Genomic DNA, 14,583 nt, shown 5'->3' with positions numbered 1-14,583 from the left:
GCGTCAAGTGAACAACTCGACCTGGCGCTGACACTGGCTCACGACACCGTTAATCCTCATGCGGCTCCAACGTTGAGTGAAAGTCATCACCACTGGTGCAGACGCCTATCTAAGGCACTTCCTCCTGCAATGCTTTCCCCCGAAGCAGATCCATTACAACTGCTACTTAGCTGGCTCGACCCTCCTATCTGGCAGCGCCTTAGATTGCGCTTTCCCCGTCAGAGAACGTATGAGGTTGAAAAAAAATCTATCTGCCTAGAGAACACAAGCAACCGATTAAGCACCCTCTGGCAGGCGGTCGTCTGGCGTGTAACCTCCTTGCCAAGCGACTCTATACCCCCTGGCTCACATGGGTAAGGAGATCAGTGATGTTATACCGACATACCATTGATGTGCCCAAGGACAGGCACGAATTGCCTCGCAGTCTCATCCCACGGGAAGAACTTGCAAATTGGATACAGGCAGAACAGCTCTTGAGGCACGCCAACGATCAAGCCGATAAGTTGCTGAGTTTGGCGCAAAAAAGATGTGAGACGTTGAAGGAGGAAGCATCTCTGGAAATCTGGCGACGCGCTGATGCTCAGCTCAAACGTTGGGAGCACGATCGTCAAGCCATGTGCGACAAGCTCGAGCAACATGCGAGTTTCATCACCCGTGAGGCTATTCGATGCCTGCTTGATGAAACACCCCGTCCCATCAGGCTGGCGGCACTCCTGAGGCAATTGATGGCGAATCAAGTCCACGAAGTCTGCGCGGACCTATTCTGCCATCCGCATGATTTTGATGAGATAAAACGATGGTTTGCTCATCAAAAACCTACTATTTGGAAACTTAACGCGGATGAGGCGACCCCTCCTCAAACACTGATCCTGAAAACAGAGGAGGGAGACTTTTGTATCAGCTGGGAGACCATGCTCACCGCTTTTTTTCACACCTTATAAAGAATATCGGAGCAACATCTAATAATGCTCAGTTCATGCTGAAAACTGCGCTCTGCAAAAAACCAAATCAGTAAAAAATACCAATAACAGAGTTTAAAGGAACCGCTATGTCCGCTACCAAGACACTCGCGCACCAAGCAACAAAAATGGCTGACTCTTCGTACAAACGGCTTCAAGCCAGCGTGAGCGAAGAATTGGACGGTGAACTATTCCATAGGTTATCAATGCAGTCTTTAGCGACCCACGGGATGTTCACTGAGAATCATCGAGTTGAGCTGCTTTCTCTAAAAACGACCATTGAAAGTTTTCAATAACATGAACGACCTGATTCTTGAATGGTTACGTAGCCAAGAGGAGCAACTCAACTTATCTGAAAATAACGACGAAATTATTTTAAAACGACAGGGACCCTTCATTTTATTGGAAGCTCAACTGACATCCGTGTCTTCAGATAACGCGAGCTTGCAAAGTTGGATGCGCTTGGGCGCGGTCAGCCTAAGCCGCTTCCAAGGCGTATTGGTCCGAAAAGCTGACAGTGAAGACCTTTGGCTGATTCAAACCCTGCGCGAGGAGCGGGAAGAAGCACAAGTGCTCTGTTGCTTTGAAACCCTGCTCAACCAGCGCGACATATGGCGAGCCACGTTCGCACGCCTCGCTCGCCCAGCCCAAAACCTCAAACCCACCTCACTCCGTTCACTCTCGTACTAACCAGAGAATTGTCTATGTATAACAAGATCCACAAGCGCAGTTGCTTGCGCTTTGATTCGCCTGGCAAGTCGCCCAAAAGAGCCCATTGGCGCACCATACTCCTGTTGCCCTGGCTACTGATTCCAGTGGAACACACATTGGCGGCCATCCCCCCCGAATGGAAAAACACCGCCTACGCCTATGAAGCCGAGCACAAACCCCTACGGGAAGTACTCGAAGACTTCGCCCAGACCTTCGGCACACAGCTTCAAGTCGAGGGCCTGCTGGAAGGCAACGTCAATGGCAAGATCCGCGCCAATACCCCGCAGTCGCTGCTCGACCGTCTCGGTGTAGAGCACCGTTTCCAGTGGTACCTGTACAACAACACCCTCTATATCAGCACCCTCGACCAGCAGGAATCCGCACGCCTGGAAGTCTCTTCCGAAACCATCGCCGACCTCAAACAGGCCCTCACCGATATTGGCCTGCTCGACAGTCGTTTCGGCTGGGGTGAGTTACCCGAAGATGGCGTAGTGCTCGTCTCCGGTCCTCGACGCTACATCGAGCAGATCAAGCAGTTCAGCAGTCAACGCCGTTCACCGGATGAAAAACAGAGTGTGCTGAGTTATCCGCTGAAGTTCGCAAATGCAGCGGACCGCCTGGTGGATTATCGCGGCGAGAAGCTCACCATCCCAGGGGTGGCCAGCATTTTGCGCGGCTTGTTGGAGCCGCGCTCCTCCTCAACGCTTGCGGGGCTGAGTCAACGTCCCACCTCTCAACCCGCGCCGCTCACACCCACCATTCCCCGGCTGGGCAACCCGTTGCTGGGGCAGATGCTCGGTGCTAACGCCAACCCGGCATCACTGGACATCGGCCCCGCGCTCACCCCACGCGCCCCGGTCTCCAATAGTCGGATTCGCGTCGAAGCCGATGTGCGCAACAACGCGGTGCTGATTTATGACTTGCCGGAACGCCAGGCCATGTACCGCGAGCTGATCACCCAACTCGATGTGGCGCGCAAGCTGGTGGAAATCGACGCGATCATTCTCGATATCGAACGCACGCAGTTGCGTGAGTTCGGGGTGAACTGGGGTTTCCAGAACAGTCGTTTCCGCGGCGGTGCCAACGTGTCACCGGGCACCTCGTCGCAGCTGTCGATCGAAAATCGCGATCGCTTCTATGCCGATATACGCGCATTGGAAGCCAAGGGACTGGCAACCATGGTCTCCAACCCTTCGGTGCTCACGCTGGAAAACCAACCGGCGGTGATCGACTTCAACCGCACGCAATACCTGACGCCCGGTAGGGAGAACGCAACCATTTTGCCGGTCACCGTGGGCACCAGCTTCCAGGTAGTGCCACGCGTCATCACCAGCCGTGGCGGCCATCAGATCCACTTGGTGGTGGATATTGAAGACGGCAATTTCGACGAGACCAACCCCCTCCCCGGCAACCTTGACGTACGCCGAGGCAAAGTCAGCACCCAGGCTGTGATGGCGGAAAAACGTTCATTGGTGGTCGGCGGTTTCCACGTGACCGAAAACACTGACAAGCACAACAAAGTGCCTCTGCTGGGTGATATCCCCCTGCTGGGCAAGGCGCTGTTTTCCTCGACCGAACGGCAGAACAATCGGCGTGAACGCCTGTTCATTCTCACCCCGCGCGTCATCGGTGACCAGGCCGATCCGTCGCGCTACCTGCCCCAGGACGACCAAGTCGAATTGCAGGCAGCCCTCGCACCGTTGGCGCGGCGCTATAGCCCTCACCAACCGGTGATCAAGCGCAGCGATATCATCAGCACCCTGGCGCATTTGGTCAGCGGTGAAGTGCCCAAGGCGTTCAAGGCGGCACCGATGCCGCTGGGGCTGAATACCCTGTGCAACACCCGCGACTTGCTGGCGCTGAACACCGAACGCAGCCAGTGGTATGCAGGCCCTGAGTACAACGTAGCGGTGGTGGTGTTGCGCAACCAGTTCAAACGCAATGTGCGTATCGACGAAAAGGAGTGCAGTAACTCCCAGACCCTGGCCGTCAGCGTATGGCCGCGCGCCTGGCTCAAGCCGGGTGAAGAAGCCGAGGTATTTATCGCCATGCGCCCTGTGGTGAAGGATGAACACCTCAGTGTGCCCCGCCCCTCCTTGATCACTCCTGCTCAAAAGGCTACCCCATGAAACACCGCTTATTTTGCGTCGCCCTGATCGGCACTGTACTGCTCGTCGCCGGCTGCACCCCCACCTGCAAGGGTGACTCGTGCTCTCGCCCGCAAGCGACCAAGGACAAAATGGTGATCTGGTGGCCACCGCAGATGCGTGTCGAGCCTGGCCCCGCCGGGGAGCGAAAAGACTATCAAACGGTATCACTGGAACGATGAGCGTGAAGGAAATGCCCGACGCACAACGCCAGGTGTTTCTGAACAGTCTGGTGAGCGGCGCTGCCGCTCACCAGCTGCTCGCTCCCGGCATCAAGCTGTGCGCGCTGCAAGGCGGCAGTCAGCCGGGGGTGGCCTTGCATATCGCCCGTGAAGCGCAACAAACCGGGCAACTGCAATGGATACTGGAGCGACGCTTTGAGTACGCGTCGTTATACGATGGCTTTTTCATCTACCTCGATGCCCAGTACGCCCTGGTGATCTGGCACGCGCTGCCTGCAGCGCATAACACGCTGGACAAGATTTTCAGCCGGATGTTATCGCTGGCCAACCTCGGCGCCCTGGACGCGCCTTCCAGTCGCTGATCAACGCCGCTCAAGCTCCGGCAATTCCAGGGTTTCGCGCTTGGCTTCGTCATCCAGCTCGCGCAAGGTGCGGTAGATCAGCGCAACGGCCTGCAAGGTTTCGCGAGGAATGCTCGCGCCGAGCTGTTTCGTATAGAGCGTGCGGGCCAGCCACACACACTGGATCACCGGCACCTCGGCGGCCTTGGCTCGTACGATCAACGTGCGGGCCTCGGCGTCGGTGCCTTTGCCGATCAGTAACGGCAGCGGCGTCTTACCGGGCCGGTAGTACAAGGCGACCGCAAAGTGCGTCGGGTTGACCACCAGCATATCGGCCTCCTCCAGCTTGGGCAGCTTGACCTTCGGCTCCTCCTGGGCCAGCTGGTACGCCAACGAGCGGCGCTGGCCTTTCACATGGGGGTCGCCTTCCATGTCCTTGTACTCCTTGACGACCTCGACCTGGGTCATGCGCATGCGTTTGGCGAAGAAGTGTTTCTGCAAGGCCAGGTCAATCAGGGCCAGCACCAGCAGCAACCCAAGGCAGGCGTGCAGCAGATGGCGGAACAGGGCAATCAGCGCCAGCAGGTAACTTTGCAGATCGCTGTTTGCCAAATTGATCAACACCCCCAGCGAAGGCCAGACCACCAGATACACAATCAGGCCGATAAGGAACGCCTTGGCGATGCTCATCATCAGATTCATCACCGACTGGGCAGAGAACATTTGCTTGATCTGGCTGACAGGGTTGAGGCGATTGAAATCGAGCTTCAGCGCTTCCGGGGCGAACAGCAACCCGAATTGCATCCAACTGCTGATCAGCTTCGCCGTGATCGCCACTGCGACCATCAACAGGGCAAACGAAGCAAACATGACCAGCCCTTCAACCAGCACCTCCTCCAACGCGCGTACAAACGGCTGGTTCAAGCGCGACATCGGCAACACCATCAATTGCTGGAAGCGCTGAAGACTGGTCTCGGCGGTTAACAAGGCGATCTCACTGATGGCGGTGAGCACCACTAATTTGGGAACATCCTGGCTCTGGGCGACCTGGCCTTTCTTGCGCTGGTCGCGCAGTTTCTTGGCTGAAGCCGGGTGCTTTTTTTCCCCCGAGTCACTCATGGTACTGAGGCCTTGAAGAGAAGCCCCAGCGAGTGTTTCAGGTCACCCAACTGGAGCATGCGCCCGACAATCAGGTCCTGCAGCAGCGCAAAGTACAACAGCACAATACCAATACCTGCCAGGCTCTTGACCGGCGGCGCCAGCGTACTCACCTGTAATTGCTGGCTGTAGACCCCCAGCAACGCAATACCGAACTCCAGCAGCAACAGCACCGCAATGAAGGGCGCGGCGTACAGCATCATGTGCGTGAAGGTATCGCCCAGCAGGCCGACAAATACACTCATGCCATTAGGCGCAGGCAGCGGAAACCACACGGTGGGGGGCCAGATCAGGTAACTGTCCCAGATCACCTGCGTCACCGCGCCCAACCCCAGGCTGACCATCAGCAGAAAAATCGCCAGCTGCTTGAACAAGTGCCCGATGGGCGTGGCATCCGGCCCAAGCGAAGGGTTGAGCTGACCACCGGCAAGCGCACCGCGTTGGTTATCCAGCAATGCCCCCACTGCTTCGAACATCCAGAACGGCATCGCCAGCAACACTCCCAGCAACAACCCCAGCGCCACCTCCTTGAGCACCAACCCACCGAGCATGAGCGCCGAGTAATCCTGGCCCTCCAGCGCCGCATGGATACCAGGCGCGGGCAGCAATGCCATGACCATCACAATGGTGTGCCGAGGCATGCCGCGTATGTGCTGAAAACAAAACGCCGCCACCAGGATGGCACAGGGGTAGATACGCGCCATGCCGATCACCAGGCTGGGCAGGAATTCGAGATAGAGCAGCACAGGCGAGGCCTCAGTTCAGGGCCGAGCGGCCGATCATCTCGAAGGTGAGGTTGATCAGTTGGATCAACTCCACGCCAATCCAGCGCCCGGTCATGATCAGCGTAATACCCACCGCCACCAGCTTGATGCCAAAGGGCAGCGTCTGGTCCTGTATCTGCATCAGTGCCTGCACCAGGGACGTCAGCACACCCACCACGACGGCTACGATCAACGGTGGCGCCGACAACACCACCACCAACAGCATGCCCTGTTTGAACAGCACGATCGGTTCCATAAGCCACTCAGAGATAGGAGAGGAACAAGCTGTCGAGCAGCCGCGACCAGCCGGACACCAGCACGAACAACAGCAGTTTGAGCGGCAGGGAAATGGTCATCGGCGAGACCATTTGCATGCCCAGCGCCAGCAGCAGGTTGGAGACAATCAGGTCGATCACGATGAAGGGAATGTAGATCAGGAAGCCGATCTCGAACCCTGCCTGCAACTGCGATAGCACAAAGGCCGGAATCAGCAGGATCAGGTCCTCGCGCTGCACCTCCTGCGCCATCTGTGCGGGCCACAGCCGCGCGGTATTTTCCAACAGATGCGTCAGCACATCCGGGTCCACGTTGCGCAGCATGAAGGCACGCAACGGCTTGATGGCTTCTCCACCCGTCTGCAGTACCGTTTGCACATTGCTCATGTCCAAGGGCGAAGCCTTGACGCTCTCGGCGATCTCGTAACCCACCGGCGCCATGATGAACAACGTCGCTGCCAACGCTATGCCATTGATTGCCATGCTGGGTGGCACTTGCTGCACGCCGATGGCATTTCGGGTAATCATCAGCACAATCACGATTTTCAAAAACGATGTGCAGATGACCAACAGCAGGGGCATCAACGTCAATGCCCCAAGAAAAAGCGCGAGAACGAGGGGGTCGAGCCCCTGGAGTATCATCGGCCGAACAGCACACGAGATAACTGCAAGCCAAGGCGCCCGTCGACTTCCACCAACTGCCCCTGGCCAATAGGCCGATCACCGTAGTACAGGCCTGCCATACCAGGGGCATAGCCGGCAATACCGAGTATCGAGCCGGGTGCGAGATTACGCAGCTCACCCAGCGTGAGGTTCAGCGTTCCGCAGCGTACATTCAGCGCCATGCTCAATGTTTAGGACTGAGATAAATCCATAGGGAGTGGTGAGATAAACCTGGGCTAATCCGGGATACGCTGGCCTTGATTGGGATGGGTTGTGAAATAGAGTTGCAGCTAGTGCAATTGGAAGTAGCCCCCGATCAGTTGGTGCTGGCGGGGGCATGTGACTGGGTTTAGATCGTAGCGGGCTCAAGCATGCTCATCGTCCGGTGGTGGGAATAAGTCTCCCTGGTCACGGGCGATGATTGCCAGGCGCATACGTTTCACCACTGTATATACGTGCTGAACAGAGACGCCGTGCTTCGTCGCCACCTGGTGGTGATTCCGTCCTGTGAAGTCATCGTAGATTTTTTGGTGGAGCTTCGAAGCTTGGATAAAAACGCCCTTCGGGACGTATACCACCTGGCCCCCCCACAAAAATGCGAACAGCGTGGTGATTTCCACGCTCGTCGCTTCGGCCAGCTCGGGACTGACCCCTAGAGTTTCGCGAATCACTTTGGCAATAGGCTCGACGGCTTCGCTCAAAAGATCACTGCCGCGTAATGTACTCATTGCTGGACTCTCCCCATCCATTGTTTCAGGTTCTCAATGACCCGGCTTGCCTGGGCCGTGGTCAGCCACTGCAGCGCTTCGATACGAGTCATGCTCTGTACGAACTTGGCCAGAGCCGCCTCGGAGGGGTCACGCACCGCACCCAGGCTGTGCAGCTCCAACCACAGTGATCGGATCTTCTTCGATTGAATGTCGTCGGCCAGCGGCCGCTTCTGCTCTTTGTTTGGACGAACCTTGAAACCCTTCAGCTTGAGCTGTTCCAAAACCCTGAGCAGGTTTGGAACGCTCAGATCAGCGGTGGACGTTGCGCCGTCCAAACCCTTCATGCCAGCCAGCATCAGGCGATAGGTGTCATCTTCCATGCGTAGCTCACGTCGGGCGACATGGATCAGCTTGATCAAGCGCAGGCGGTTCGGGTTGGAAGGCGCGGCTTTCACTGGGCACCTCCCTGCGTCGAACGTGCGCTATTGCTCTGCTGGTTTCGGGCAGCGTGAATCTGTTGCCGAGCCTTGCTGCATTTTGTGTGGTTACCAGTGTTCCGGGGGCGCTGGCACTGATCGCAGATCGCCAGGAACTCCAGTACACCGGCTGAAAGTTTCCCTGTGCTTGTCGTGGTCATCTCAAAGCCCCATGGTCAAGCGTGCGCGAGGCTGGTGATTCACAGCCTGGTGCAGTTGAGCGGATTTGCCAGACTCATAACCGGCCTCACTGGCGCCTTCATTGCGTGCTTTGACCTTGCGGCGCTTGAGTTCGACGCTCTCCAACTCAGGGTGATGTTTCTGCATGAAAGCCTCGATCGCCTCCGCAATATTGTCCTCAACTCCCGCGAAAGCCTGGATCTTGCTGTGGACAGCATCTAGCCAACCGTTGGCGAACGCGTCACCTCGGGCAACTTTGGTCGAGCGCTTGCAACGCTTCTGAGTGTCCAGAAAGTCACGGCGTGCTTTCTGCAGTTGTCGTCCCAGCACCTGGTACGCGTAACCGGCCAGTTCAGGTGCAGCTGAACAGCCAACAAAGATGAAGCGAGCTGCACTCCACCGAGGATTGGAAATGATGAACCTGGTGCCGAATGCATCTGCGCAGACTTGGGCCAGGCGCACACGCCAAACAGGTGGAGAACCCTCAGATCCAGCAAGGATTGTATGCTCGCTCGCCATGCTGGCGAGTACATCACCCACCTCCAGGTTGTACATCTCCATCAGCTTGTGGGCTTGGCGTAGAGCGGTTTCAGCCTCATGGGGGTTGCTGGTTTTGGACTTGGCCATCTCCAGGCACTTCTTGATTTTTTCCAGCGTGCGGTTGTTATCCATGTCACACAACCTCCAGGGGAGTGATGCGCCATTTACTATGCAAGCGCCCGAACGGAGTGCATGGCAGGCGCTCCACGCTCGCGGATAGTCCGGGAAAGAGCTTTTCAGCCAAGCGTTTCACTGGGTATTCATAATCATGGGTGCAAGAGACGCGCTTGCCCCGCACGGTGCTGGTGACGTACCCATCACCATCCTGACGTACCGATACCTCCGCTGGTACCAGCGGTTGTATCGAACGTATCGGGTACTTAATGGATTGGTCACGGGTATCACCATCCCGGAAAAACTCAACCATACCGCCCACCTTCAGGCTTGCCAGGTTCACAATCCTCACCCCAGCCCAAAGGTCGGTATGGTAAGGCCAGCTTCTAGTGACGATGCCAGACTCATCGACAGTCCACACCAGGAAGTCCTGCTGATGGTCCTGAAACTCGATCAATGTTTTGGTCATGTCACACCACCGCCAGGTCGAGTGGGATTGCCTTGTAGTTGTCCGAGTCGCCGATCCGCTCATAAACGCGGATATACACGGAACTTCCCGAGACCATGATTGAGTCTTTAACCGCTTGCATAGCGGCCTTCCAGTTGGAGTCATCGATCTCCAGCCGCAGTAGGTCAAGGACATCAGTGGTTTTGATCTGGCCGTTACGATTGGGACTAAACGTCCGCTCGACGATAGCCAGCAGGTGGCCGTCGGCTCCCTTGCTCCACGCCCGAATGCAGTCGTAGACCATGGCCTTGGCTACTTCCATTTCCTCGGTAAACGTCAGTCGGTCGGCATACGAGCGCTGCACCTTAAACTGACCGTCGTAGGTCGCGATGGTGACGTTGCCTTTCTTGCCCCCCATCTGGACGCCGTAACGTTCACCGGCAATGCTGATCAGGTCGGCTACGTCACCGAGCGATTTTTGCTTGAAGGTCTTCAGCGCCAGGTTCAGCGCCTTCGCCGCTTCAGCCAGTTCGCGGGCAACCTGGTCGCGCAGTTTGTCCTGTTCGCGTATCTGGTCGACCGGCACCAAGTGGCCGACAGCGTTGCGGACAAAACCTTCTGGAATCGGTTTGTCAGACATGGTTTTTTCCTCGTCGGAAGATGCTGGTCGCCGGATGTTGATTTCAGCTGACAGGTTCATTGGTCTTGCTCCTTCACCAGGGAGTACCAGGCCACATCCACCCCCCGCACCGTCACGGTGTTACGCGTAAACCGTCCAGCTGACGAGTAGCTAACCCCACGCAGTTCATGCCCAAATCGGCGCAGGAACACCTCAACGCTGCCCTGTTGGATGAAGATTTTGTTGTCCAGCACCACCAGGTGCTTAATCCCGATACCGGCGTTGCGGATATCGCGGGTCAATTCGTTGAATGCCGAAAGCTTCACTGGAAAATCTTCAGTAAGAATGCTGAACCGTGGAGCCACTGGTGCGCTAACCAGATACAGAGCGGCCATCTCACACCCCCTTCACAACATCGGCGGTGACTGTCGGCACACCGAGGTTGGTGGCCAGGTTCATCGCGGCAACCATCAGGTTGCCGATGGCCAGCGGATATAGCAGCGAAACAGTGTCGTCACGGCCACCACGGCGATCAGGTTGGGACAGGCGCGTTGCAATGGCCTGAATGCCCCCGGCGTCGATTACTTCGCCCAGCGATTTACCGGCACGCTCGAAGCGGAACTTCAAGAACTCTTCCAGGCGTGCGCCTTCGATTGGCGGCAGCGTGACGCGCTCGCACCGCTGCACTACCTCACGCACATCGGCGTTGCGCTCGCTCAACTTCACGCTCAGCTCGGGCTGGCCGATCATGATGATACTGACCAGCTTGGTGAAACCCATCTCCAGCTCCAGAATGCGCTTGAAATGCTTGAGCGTCGGGATCGGCAGGCTGTGGGCCTCCTCGATTACCAGGCAATGGCGGTAGCCTGCGGCGAAAGAGTCTTTCAACACCTTGTGGAGCTGGGCAAAGCGCGCCTCGGGGCTGTTCTTGGGTTTAGTCAAAGGCGAGACCGCCGCCATCATTGCCTCGGCAATGTGAGTGCTTTTCAGCGATTTACCCTTGGTGTCGTTATCTTCCGAGGCCAATACATAGGGCTCAATGATCAACACCGGGTCGTTGTTTTCTGCGATCCGGTTCACTAGGTCGCGGCGCAAGGTGCTTTTGCCTGCACCCGATTCGCCCTCAATCGCGAGAAAGCCACCGTGCCGTGCAGTTTGGTACATCACCTCACGAACGTAGCGAATATCCGGGCTGACCCACATGTCCTGGGCGCAGGAAAGCTCATCAAACGGGTCGCGGAACAGGCTGAACGCCTTGCGGGTAGATGGCAGCAGAGATTGTTTTGGCAGTAACATAGGTTCGTCCTCCCCGGACGGCTCTTTTTTAAGGGCCGGATCTGTCGTGTTGGCGCACGGCAGATCCACTTCTTCAAAGGCGTTGGCGATATCGGCATCGTTGACGCCGGACTCGGCCAGGAACACACGGATGCGTCCTTGCAGCTCGGCGCTATCTAAGCTCCGTGGCCATTGACCGTGGTTCAGCAGCTGTGCAATAGCGGCTCCGCTGAGTTTCAGCGACTCGGCCAGGGCCGACTGAGGTCGGCCCACCCCCTGTAAAACGTGCTTCAGTTTCAACATCACTCACCTCCACCCGCCGCCCTAACCAGGCTGAGCGGTTTGCGCATGACCTCTATAGGTCGTTTCAGCTCGGCCTCGACGGTGTCGAGCTGCTCCTGGGCGATGCCCTCCGGGTATTGCTCCTGCAACCAGCTAAATGTCTCGGCTGACCAAAGTTCAGCCATCCTCGGGCGCAGCAGTTTCGCGGCCTCGACGTGCGAGAGCAGTACATGCTCAATGGTCGGCACGTTGACTTTCAGGGACGTGCCACGACGCGGCAGGTAGGCCGGGAGCACGGTATCCGTGACGTGTTTGTGTGGGTCGATGAGCCCACCGAAAGGAAGGGCCTTGGCCTTGCGGGCAGCCTGGGCGTCGGCCTCGTTGGTGGTGCTGGTAGCGATTTGCTCCAGCAGCTTGCGCGATGTCTGCGCCGGGGTTTCGGCATGACGCTTGTACTGTTCCCCGATGGTCGCCGACGTCTGAGCGAAGCCGAATTGGTCCATGCCGATCCGCTCAACGACGTGGTAATGCTCGCGACCATCGGCGCCGATCAACACGACAACAGCTGAGTCCTTATCGCGCCAGCAGTTGCGGGTGATCAACAGCTTGTCGCCAACCATGACCTCTGGTACCGAGCTGACATCGAACTGATCGCCTCGGAATGACACCCGCAACAGGTTGCTGACCTTGCGCTGCTCCGGCGTGCTGACAGCCAGTTCCCGGCAGACTTCAACGCTGGGCGCCAGGCGCAACTCGTCCTGCTTGATCATCTGCCACACGCCATAGCGGCTACGGCGGGTACGGGTGTGAATGGAGGTTGCGTTGAAGTAGCGCATCCACTGCCCGGCCCAATCATTGATCTGCGCCAGGCTGCAGGCAGCTCGGAATTTCAGGGCACTCTCAAACTCGCGCTCGACGATGTTGTGAGCCTGTTCCACCTGGCCCTTGGCCCGAGCGTTACCGACCTGGTTGATAATCAGCTCAATGGACATGGCGCGGCACAGGTTGCGGAAGATCCCGCTGGTCATGGCGGCACCGGGGTCAGTCATCAGCATCCATGGAACGCCATGGAATGGATCAGACTCGCTACGTTTCTGCATGGCGTTGATCAGCACGTTGCACAGGTTTTCAGCCGACTCCGCTCCCAGGACGTACTCGACATACAGAGTGCCGCTGGTGTGGTCGGTGATCACGTAACGCCATAGTCGTTGGCGTTCAATCTTCTTCAAGTTGCCAGGCTTGCCGTCGTAGAACTCGGCCTTGAGCATCACCCGTGCGCCATCGTCCGCCAGGTAGAACTGGGTCGAGATGGAAGCATCGACCTGCCAGACGTGATTGGGATGCTTACTGGAAAGTGACACCGCAGGGGCGTCGTGCAGCAACTGCTCCGGGTGCAGCCTGTAGGTGCGTAAGGCGCGGCTGATGGCGCCATTAGTCAGTGGGTGAAACTCCCCCGAGACTTCATCCACACGGCCTGCCAGGATCAAATTGTTGCTGCGCAAGCGTTCAACAGCTCGCTCAATGGTGGATAACTGTTTGTTGTTGGCTCGGATGGACTCCAACAACACGGCTGAAATCATGCGAGCCTCATCCAAGGGTAAGGCGCTGTTGCCTGCATCACTGCGACGTTTACGGGGTTTACTCACCATGACCTCCTTCAGCTTACGCTGCAGCGTTTGAAGGGAAACACCCAGCTCGGCTGCACCAGCCTTGTAGATAGCGGTGCGCTGACCGTGCGGGGCATTGGCTGCCCGTTGGGCGATCTGAGCCAGTTGCTGGGTCTGTACCGGATTCATGAGTTACGCCTCTGCCCGACTCATCCACACAGGATCACTGCCCCGGTGTTGAGGCAGATGGAACTCGCTACGTACTGTGGCCAGGGTTGTTTCCAATTGGAGAACCAGATCTGCCATGTACGCGCGGTGGTCTTGACCGTTTTCGGCGGCATGCTCCGCCATCCGGGAAAAACCCTCGCGCAACTCACCTAGGATCTTGGCTTCCACTTCAAACTGAAGGGCGACGACCTCGGTACGCAGGTCTTTGATGACCTCGTCCGGTGTTGCGGTCTGGATGCGTTTGCGGTGTTTCTCTAGTTCCTGCTTGGTGCTGTCCAATTCTTTTGCTTTCTTCGCCATGACTTCGCCCTGGGCGTCGTAGTCGGCGTTAACCTCGTCCAAGCGCTGGGCGAGTTCGGCTTTCTCCTTGGCGTGTTTGGCAATTATCTCTTCTGCCAGGTCAACAAAGGCATCCTTGTCACCGGTCTTGGCGACTTCAATCAGGGCTGCTTGAGCGTCTTCAGGCAGGCGCCGGTACTGACGCATTTCGCGGTAGCCGATACCCATGCGGGACATGGACTCAAGGGCGTCCTCGCCAAACTGGCGCAGGTTGTTTATGTCTTCGTTTACCTTGGGTGCAGAAGTGCCGAGCAGGCTGCAAAACTCTTCCCAAGTGCCGCTCAAACCGCGACCGTCGCGGTCGTGCATTCCCGCTAAGCCCCGGTACAGCTTGTTTTCTTTCACGTAGGCCATCTTGGAAACCGCGACCGTCGCGGTGAACTTGCCTATGGAGTCGGCCATTTGGGCCTGGCCGAGCAACTGATTGACGATATCCCGCTCTTCGCTATGTGAGGTCATTGCGGTGGCCATCGAGTTTTGAGTGGCGGTCAGCATTTCGCTATCCAAAGCAGGCAATTCAATTGGGTCAGTAATTTGGGCTTTTGCACGTGCCATGGTTGTCTCC

General features: G+C 57.3%; 19 protein-coding genes and 1 pseudogene. 6 read left to right on the top strand and 14 right to left on the bottom strand.

The window, feature by feature from the left end; all coding sequences use genetic code 11:
* Positions 1–368: 368 nt before the first annotated feature.
* The 6 genes from sctL to FBY10_RS00670 all read left to right on the top strand — a co-directional run bounded on the left by sctL (position 369) and on the right by FBY10_RS00670 (position 4,361).
* Entirely contained in the window at positions 369–941 is a 573-nt protein-coding gene (gene sctL / locus FBY10_RS00695; RefSeq protein ID WP_145335450.1) for a type III secretion system stator protein SctL, read from the top strand.
* Positions 942–1,048: 107 nt separating this feature from the next.
* Entirely contained in the window at positions 1,049–1,255 is a 207-nt protein-coding gene (locus FBY10_RS00690; protein WP_145335452.1) for a hypothetical protein, read from the top strand.
* Between the two features lies 1 nt (position 1,256).
* Positions 1,257–1,649, top strand: coding sequence for a type III secretion protein (locus tag FBY10_RS00685; protein ID WP_145335453.1), 393 nt, complete (start codon positions 1,257–1,259; stop codon positions 1,647–1,649).
* Between the two features lie 14 nt (positions 1,650–1,663).
* Positions 1,664–3,799: a type III secretion system outer membrane ring subunit SctC gene (sctC, locus tag FBY10_RS00680; protein WP_131700411.1), complete on the top strand. Its 2,136-nt coding sequence runs from the start codon at positions 1,664–1,666 to the stop codon at positions 3,797–3,799.
* Positions 3,796–3,999 carry an HrpT family type III secretion system protein gene (gene hrpT, locus FBY10_RS31650; protein ID WP_145335455.1) on the top strand — a complete coding sequence of 68 codons (204 nt, stop codon included), beginning with the start codon at positions 3,796–3,798 and terminating at the stop codon, positions 3,997–3,999. The genes sctC and hrpT overlap by 4 nt, the downstream gene beginning before the upstream one ends.
* 11 nt (positions 4,000–4,010) lie before the next feature.
* Positions 4,011–4,361: a transcriptional regulator gene (locus FBY10_RS00670; protein WP_145335457.1), complete on the top strand. Its 351-nt coding sequence runs from the start codon at positions 4,011–4,013 to the stop codon at positions 4,359–4,361.
* Here the strand turns inward: FBY10_RS00670 and sctU are convergent, their stop codons facing one another.
* From sctU to FBY10_RS00600, 14 genes and pseudogenes are all read right to left on the bottom strand, one after another.
* Positions 4,362–5,459, bottom strand: coding sequence for a type III secretion system export apparatus subunit SctU (sctU, locus tag FBY10_RS00665; RefSeq protein ID WP_131700414.1), 1,098 nt, complete (start codon positions 5,457–5,459; stop codon positions 4,362–4,364).
* Entirely contained in the window at positions 5,456–6,244 is a 789-nt protein-coding gene (sctT, locus tag FBY10_RS00660) for a type III secretion system export apparatus subunit SctT (protein ID WP_131700415.1), read from the bottom strand. The genes sctU and sctT overlap by 4 nt, the downstream gene beginning before the upstream one ends.
* 10 nt (positions 6,245–6,254) lie before the next feature.
* Positions 6,255–6,518 (bottom strand): type III secretion system export apparatus subunit SctS, encoded by a 264-nt coding sequence (gene sctS, locus FBY10_RS00655; RefSeq protein WP_065938437.1) that lies wholly within the window; start codon positions 6,516–6,518, stop codon positions 6,255–6,257.
* A 7-nt stretch (positions 6,519–6,525) separates the two neighbouring features.
* Positions 6,526–7,179, bottom strand: coding sequence for a type III secretion system export apparatus subunit SctR (gene sctR, locus FBY10_RS00650; RefSeq protein WP_115486563.1), 654 nt, complete (start codon positions 7,177–7,179; stop codon positions 6,526–6,528).
* A pseudogene (locus tag FBY10_RS00645) lies at positions 7,176–7,388 on the bottom strand (FliM/FliN family flagellar motor switch protein); the annotation flags it as partial. The pseudogene FBY10_RS00645 and the gene sctR, both read right to left, overlap by 4 nt.
* A 177-nt stretch (positions 7,389–7,565) precedes the next feature.
* A complete protein-coding gene (locus tag FBY10_RS00640) occupies positions 7,566–7,928 on the bottom strand; it encodes a Mor transcription activator family protein (RefSeq protein WP_145335459.1) in 363 nt (120 codons plus the stop codon).
* Positions 7,925–8,365 (bottom strand): gp16 family protein, encoded by a 441-nt coding sequence (locus tag FBY10_RS00635; protein WP_218571033.1) that lies wholly within the window; start codon positions 8,363–8,365, stop codon positions 7,925–7,927. Before FBY10_RS00635 ends, FBY10_RS00640 begins: the two co-directional genes overlap by 4 nt.
* 183 nt (positions 8,366–8,548) lie before the next feature.
* On the bottom strand, positions 8,549–9,238 hold the full coding sequence (locus FBY10_RS00630) for a DUF2786 domain-containing protein (RefSeq protein ID WP_145335461.1): 690 nt from the start codon (positions 9,236–9,238) through the stop codon (positions 8,549–8,551).
* A gap of 1 nt (position 9,239) precedes the next feature.
* Positions 9,240–9,689, bottom strand: coding sequence for a hypothetical protein (locus FBY10_RS00625; protein WP_145335463.1), 450 nt, complete (start codon positions 9,687–9,689; stop codon positions 9,240–9,242).
* A 1-nt stretch (position 9,690) separates the two neighbouring features.
* Positions 9,691–10,368, bottom strand: coding sequence for a DUF3164 family protein (locus FBY10_RS00620; protein ID WP_256663394.1), 678 nt, complete (start codon positions 10,366–10,368; stop codon positions 9,691–9,693).
* Complete coding sequence (locus FBY10_RS00615) at positions 10,365–10,613, bottom strand: hypothetical protein (RefSeq protein WP_256663395.1); 249 nt, start codon at positions 10,611–10,613, stop codon at positions 10,365–10,367. Before FBY10_RS00615 ends, FBY10_RS00620 begins: the two co-directional genes overlap by 4 nt.
* A gap of 70 nt (positions 10,614–10,683) precedes the next feature.
* On the bottom strand, positions 10,684–11,865 hold the full coding sequence (locus FBY10_RS00610; RefSeq protein ID WP_145335467.1) for an ExeA family protein: 1,182 nt from the start codon (positions 11,863–11,865) through the stop codon (positions 10,684–10,686).
* Entirely contained in the window at positions 11,865–13,640 is a 1,776-nt protein-coding gene (locus FBY10_RS00605) for a DDE-type integrase/transposase/recombinase (protein ID WP_145335469.1), read from the bottom strand. Before FBY10_RS00605 ends, FBY10_RS00610 begins: the two co-directional genes overlap by 1 nt.
* A 3-nt stretch (positions 13,641–13,643) precedes the next feature.
* On the bottom strand, positions 13,644–14,573 hold the full coding sequence (locus tag FBY10_RS00600) for a hypothetical protein (RefSeq protein WP_145335472.1): 930 nt from the start codon (positions 14,571–14,573) through the stop codon (positions 13,644–13,646).
* Between the last annotated feature and the right edge of the window lie 10 nt (positions 14,574–14,583).

This window comes from Pseudomonas sp. SJZ103 (genome assembly GCF_007828335.1).
In the GTDB taxonomy this organism is placed as follows: domain Bacteria; phylum Pseudomonadota; class Gammaproteobacteria; order Pseudomonadales; family Pseudomonadaceae; genus Aquipseudomonas.
The sequence above is the reverse complement of the archived record's forward strand: the minus strand, read 5'-3'. Positions and strand labels throughout refer to the sequence as shown.

What these genes read in the sequence shown, in the direction of transcription:
- FBY10_RS00690 (WP_145335452.1), top strand. Translation starts at nt 1,049, where the DNA reads ATGTCCGCTACCAAGACACTCGCGCACCAAGCAACAAAAATGGCTGAC.
- FBY10_RS00620 (WP_256663394.1), bottom strand. Translation starts at nt 10,368, where the DNA reads ATGAACCTGTCAGCTGAAATCAACATCCGGCGACCAGCATCTTCCGAC.
- FBY10_RS00670 (WP_145335457.1), top strand. Translation starts at nt 4,011, where the DNA reads ATGCCCGACGCACAACGCCAGGTGTTTCTGAACAGTCTGGTGAGCGGC.
- sctC (WP_131700411.1), top strand. Translation starts at nt 1,664, where the DNA reads ATGTATAACAAGATCCACAAGCGCAGTTGCTTGCGCTTTGATTCGCCT.
- hrpT (WP_145335455.1), top strand. Translation starts at nt 3,796, where the DNA reads ATGAAACACCGCTTATTTTGCGTCGCCCTGATCGGCACTGTACTGCTC.
- FBY10_RS00685 (WP_145335453.1), top strand. Translation starts at nt 1,257, where the DNA reads ATGAACGACCTGATTCTTGAATGGTTACGTAGCCAAGAGGAGCAACTC.
- FBY10_RS00600 (WP_145335472.1), bottom strand. Translation starts at nt 14,573, where the DNA reads ATGGCACGTGCAAAAGCCCAAATTACTGACCCAATTGAATTGCCTGCT.
- FBY10_RS00630 (WP_145335461.1), bottom strand. Translation starts at nt 9,238, where the DNA reads ATGGATAACAACCGCACGCTGGAAAAAATCAAGAAGTGCCTGGAGATG.
- sctU (WP_131700414.1), bottom strand. Translation starts at nt 5,459, where the DNA reads ATGAGTGACTCGGGGGAAAAAAAGCACCCGGCTTCAGCCAAGAAACTG.
- sctR (WP_115486563.1), bottom strand. Translation starts at nt 7,179, where the DNA reads ATGATACTCCAGGGGCTCGACCCCCTCGTTCTCGCGCTTTTTCTTGGG.
- FBY10_RS00605 (WP_145335469.1), bottom strand. Translation starts at nt 13,640, where the DNA reads ATGAATCCGGTACAGACCCAGCAACTGGCTCAGATCGCCCAACGGGCA.
- FBY10_RS00640 (WP_145335459.1), bottom strand. Translation starts at nt 7,928, where the DNA reads ATGAGTACATTACGCGGCAGTGATCTTTTGAGCGAAGCCGTCGAGCCT.
- sctL (WP_145335450.1), top strand. Translation starts at nt 369, where the DNA reads ATGTTATACCGACATACCATTGATGTGCCCAAGGACAGGCACGAATTG.
- FBY10_RS00625 (WP_145335463.1), bottom strand. Translation starts at nt 9,689, where the DNA reads ATGACCAAAACATTGATCGAGTTTCAGGACCATCAGCAGGACTTCCTG.
- FBY10_RS00610 (WP_145335467.1), bottom strand. Translation starts at nt 11,865, where the DNA reads ATGTTGAAACTGAAGCACGTTTTACAGGGGGTGGGCCGACCTCAGTCG.
- sctS (WP_065938437.1), bottom strand. Translation starts at nt 6,518, where the DNA reads ATGGAACCGATCGTGCTGTTCAAACAGGGCATGCTGTTGGTGGTGGTG.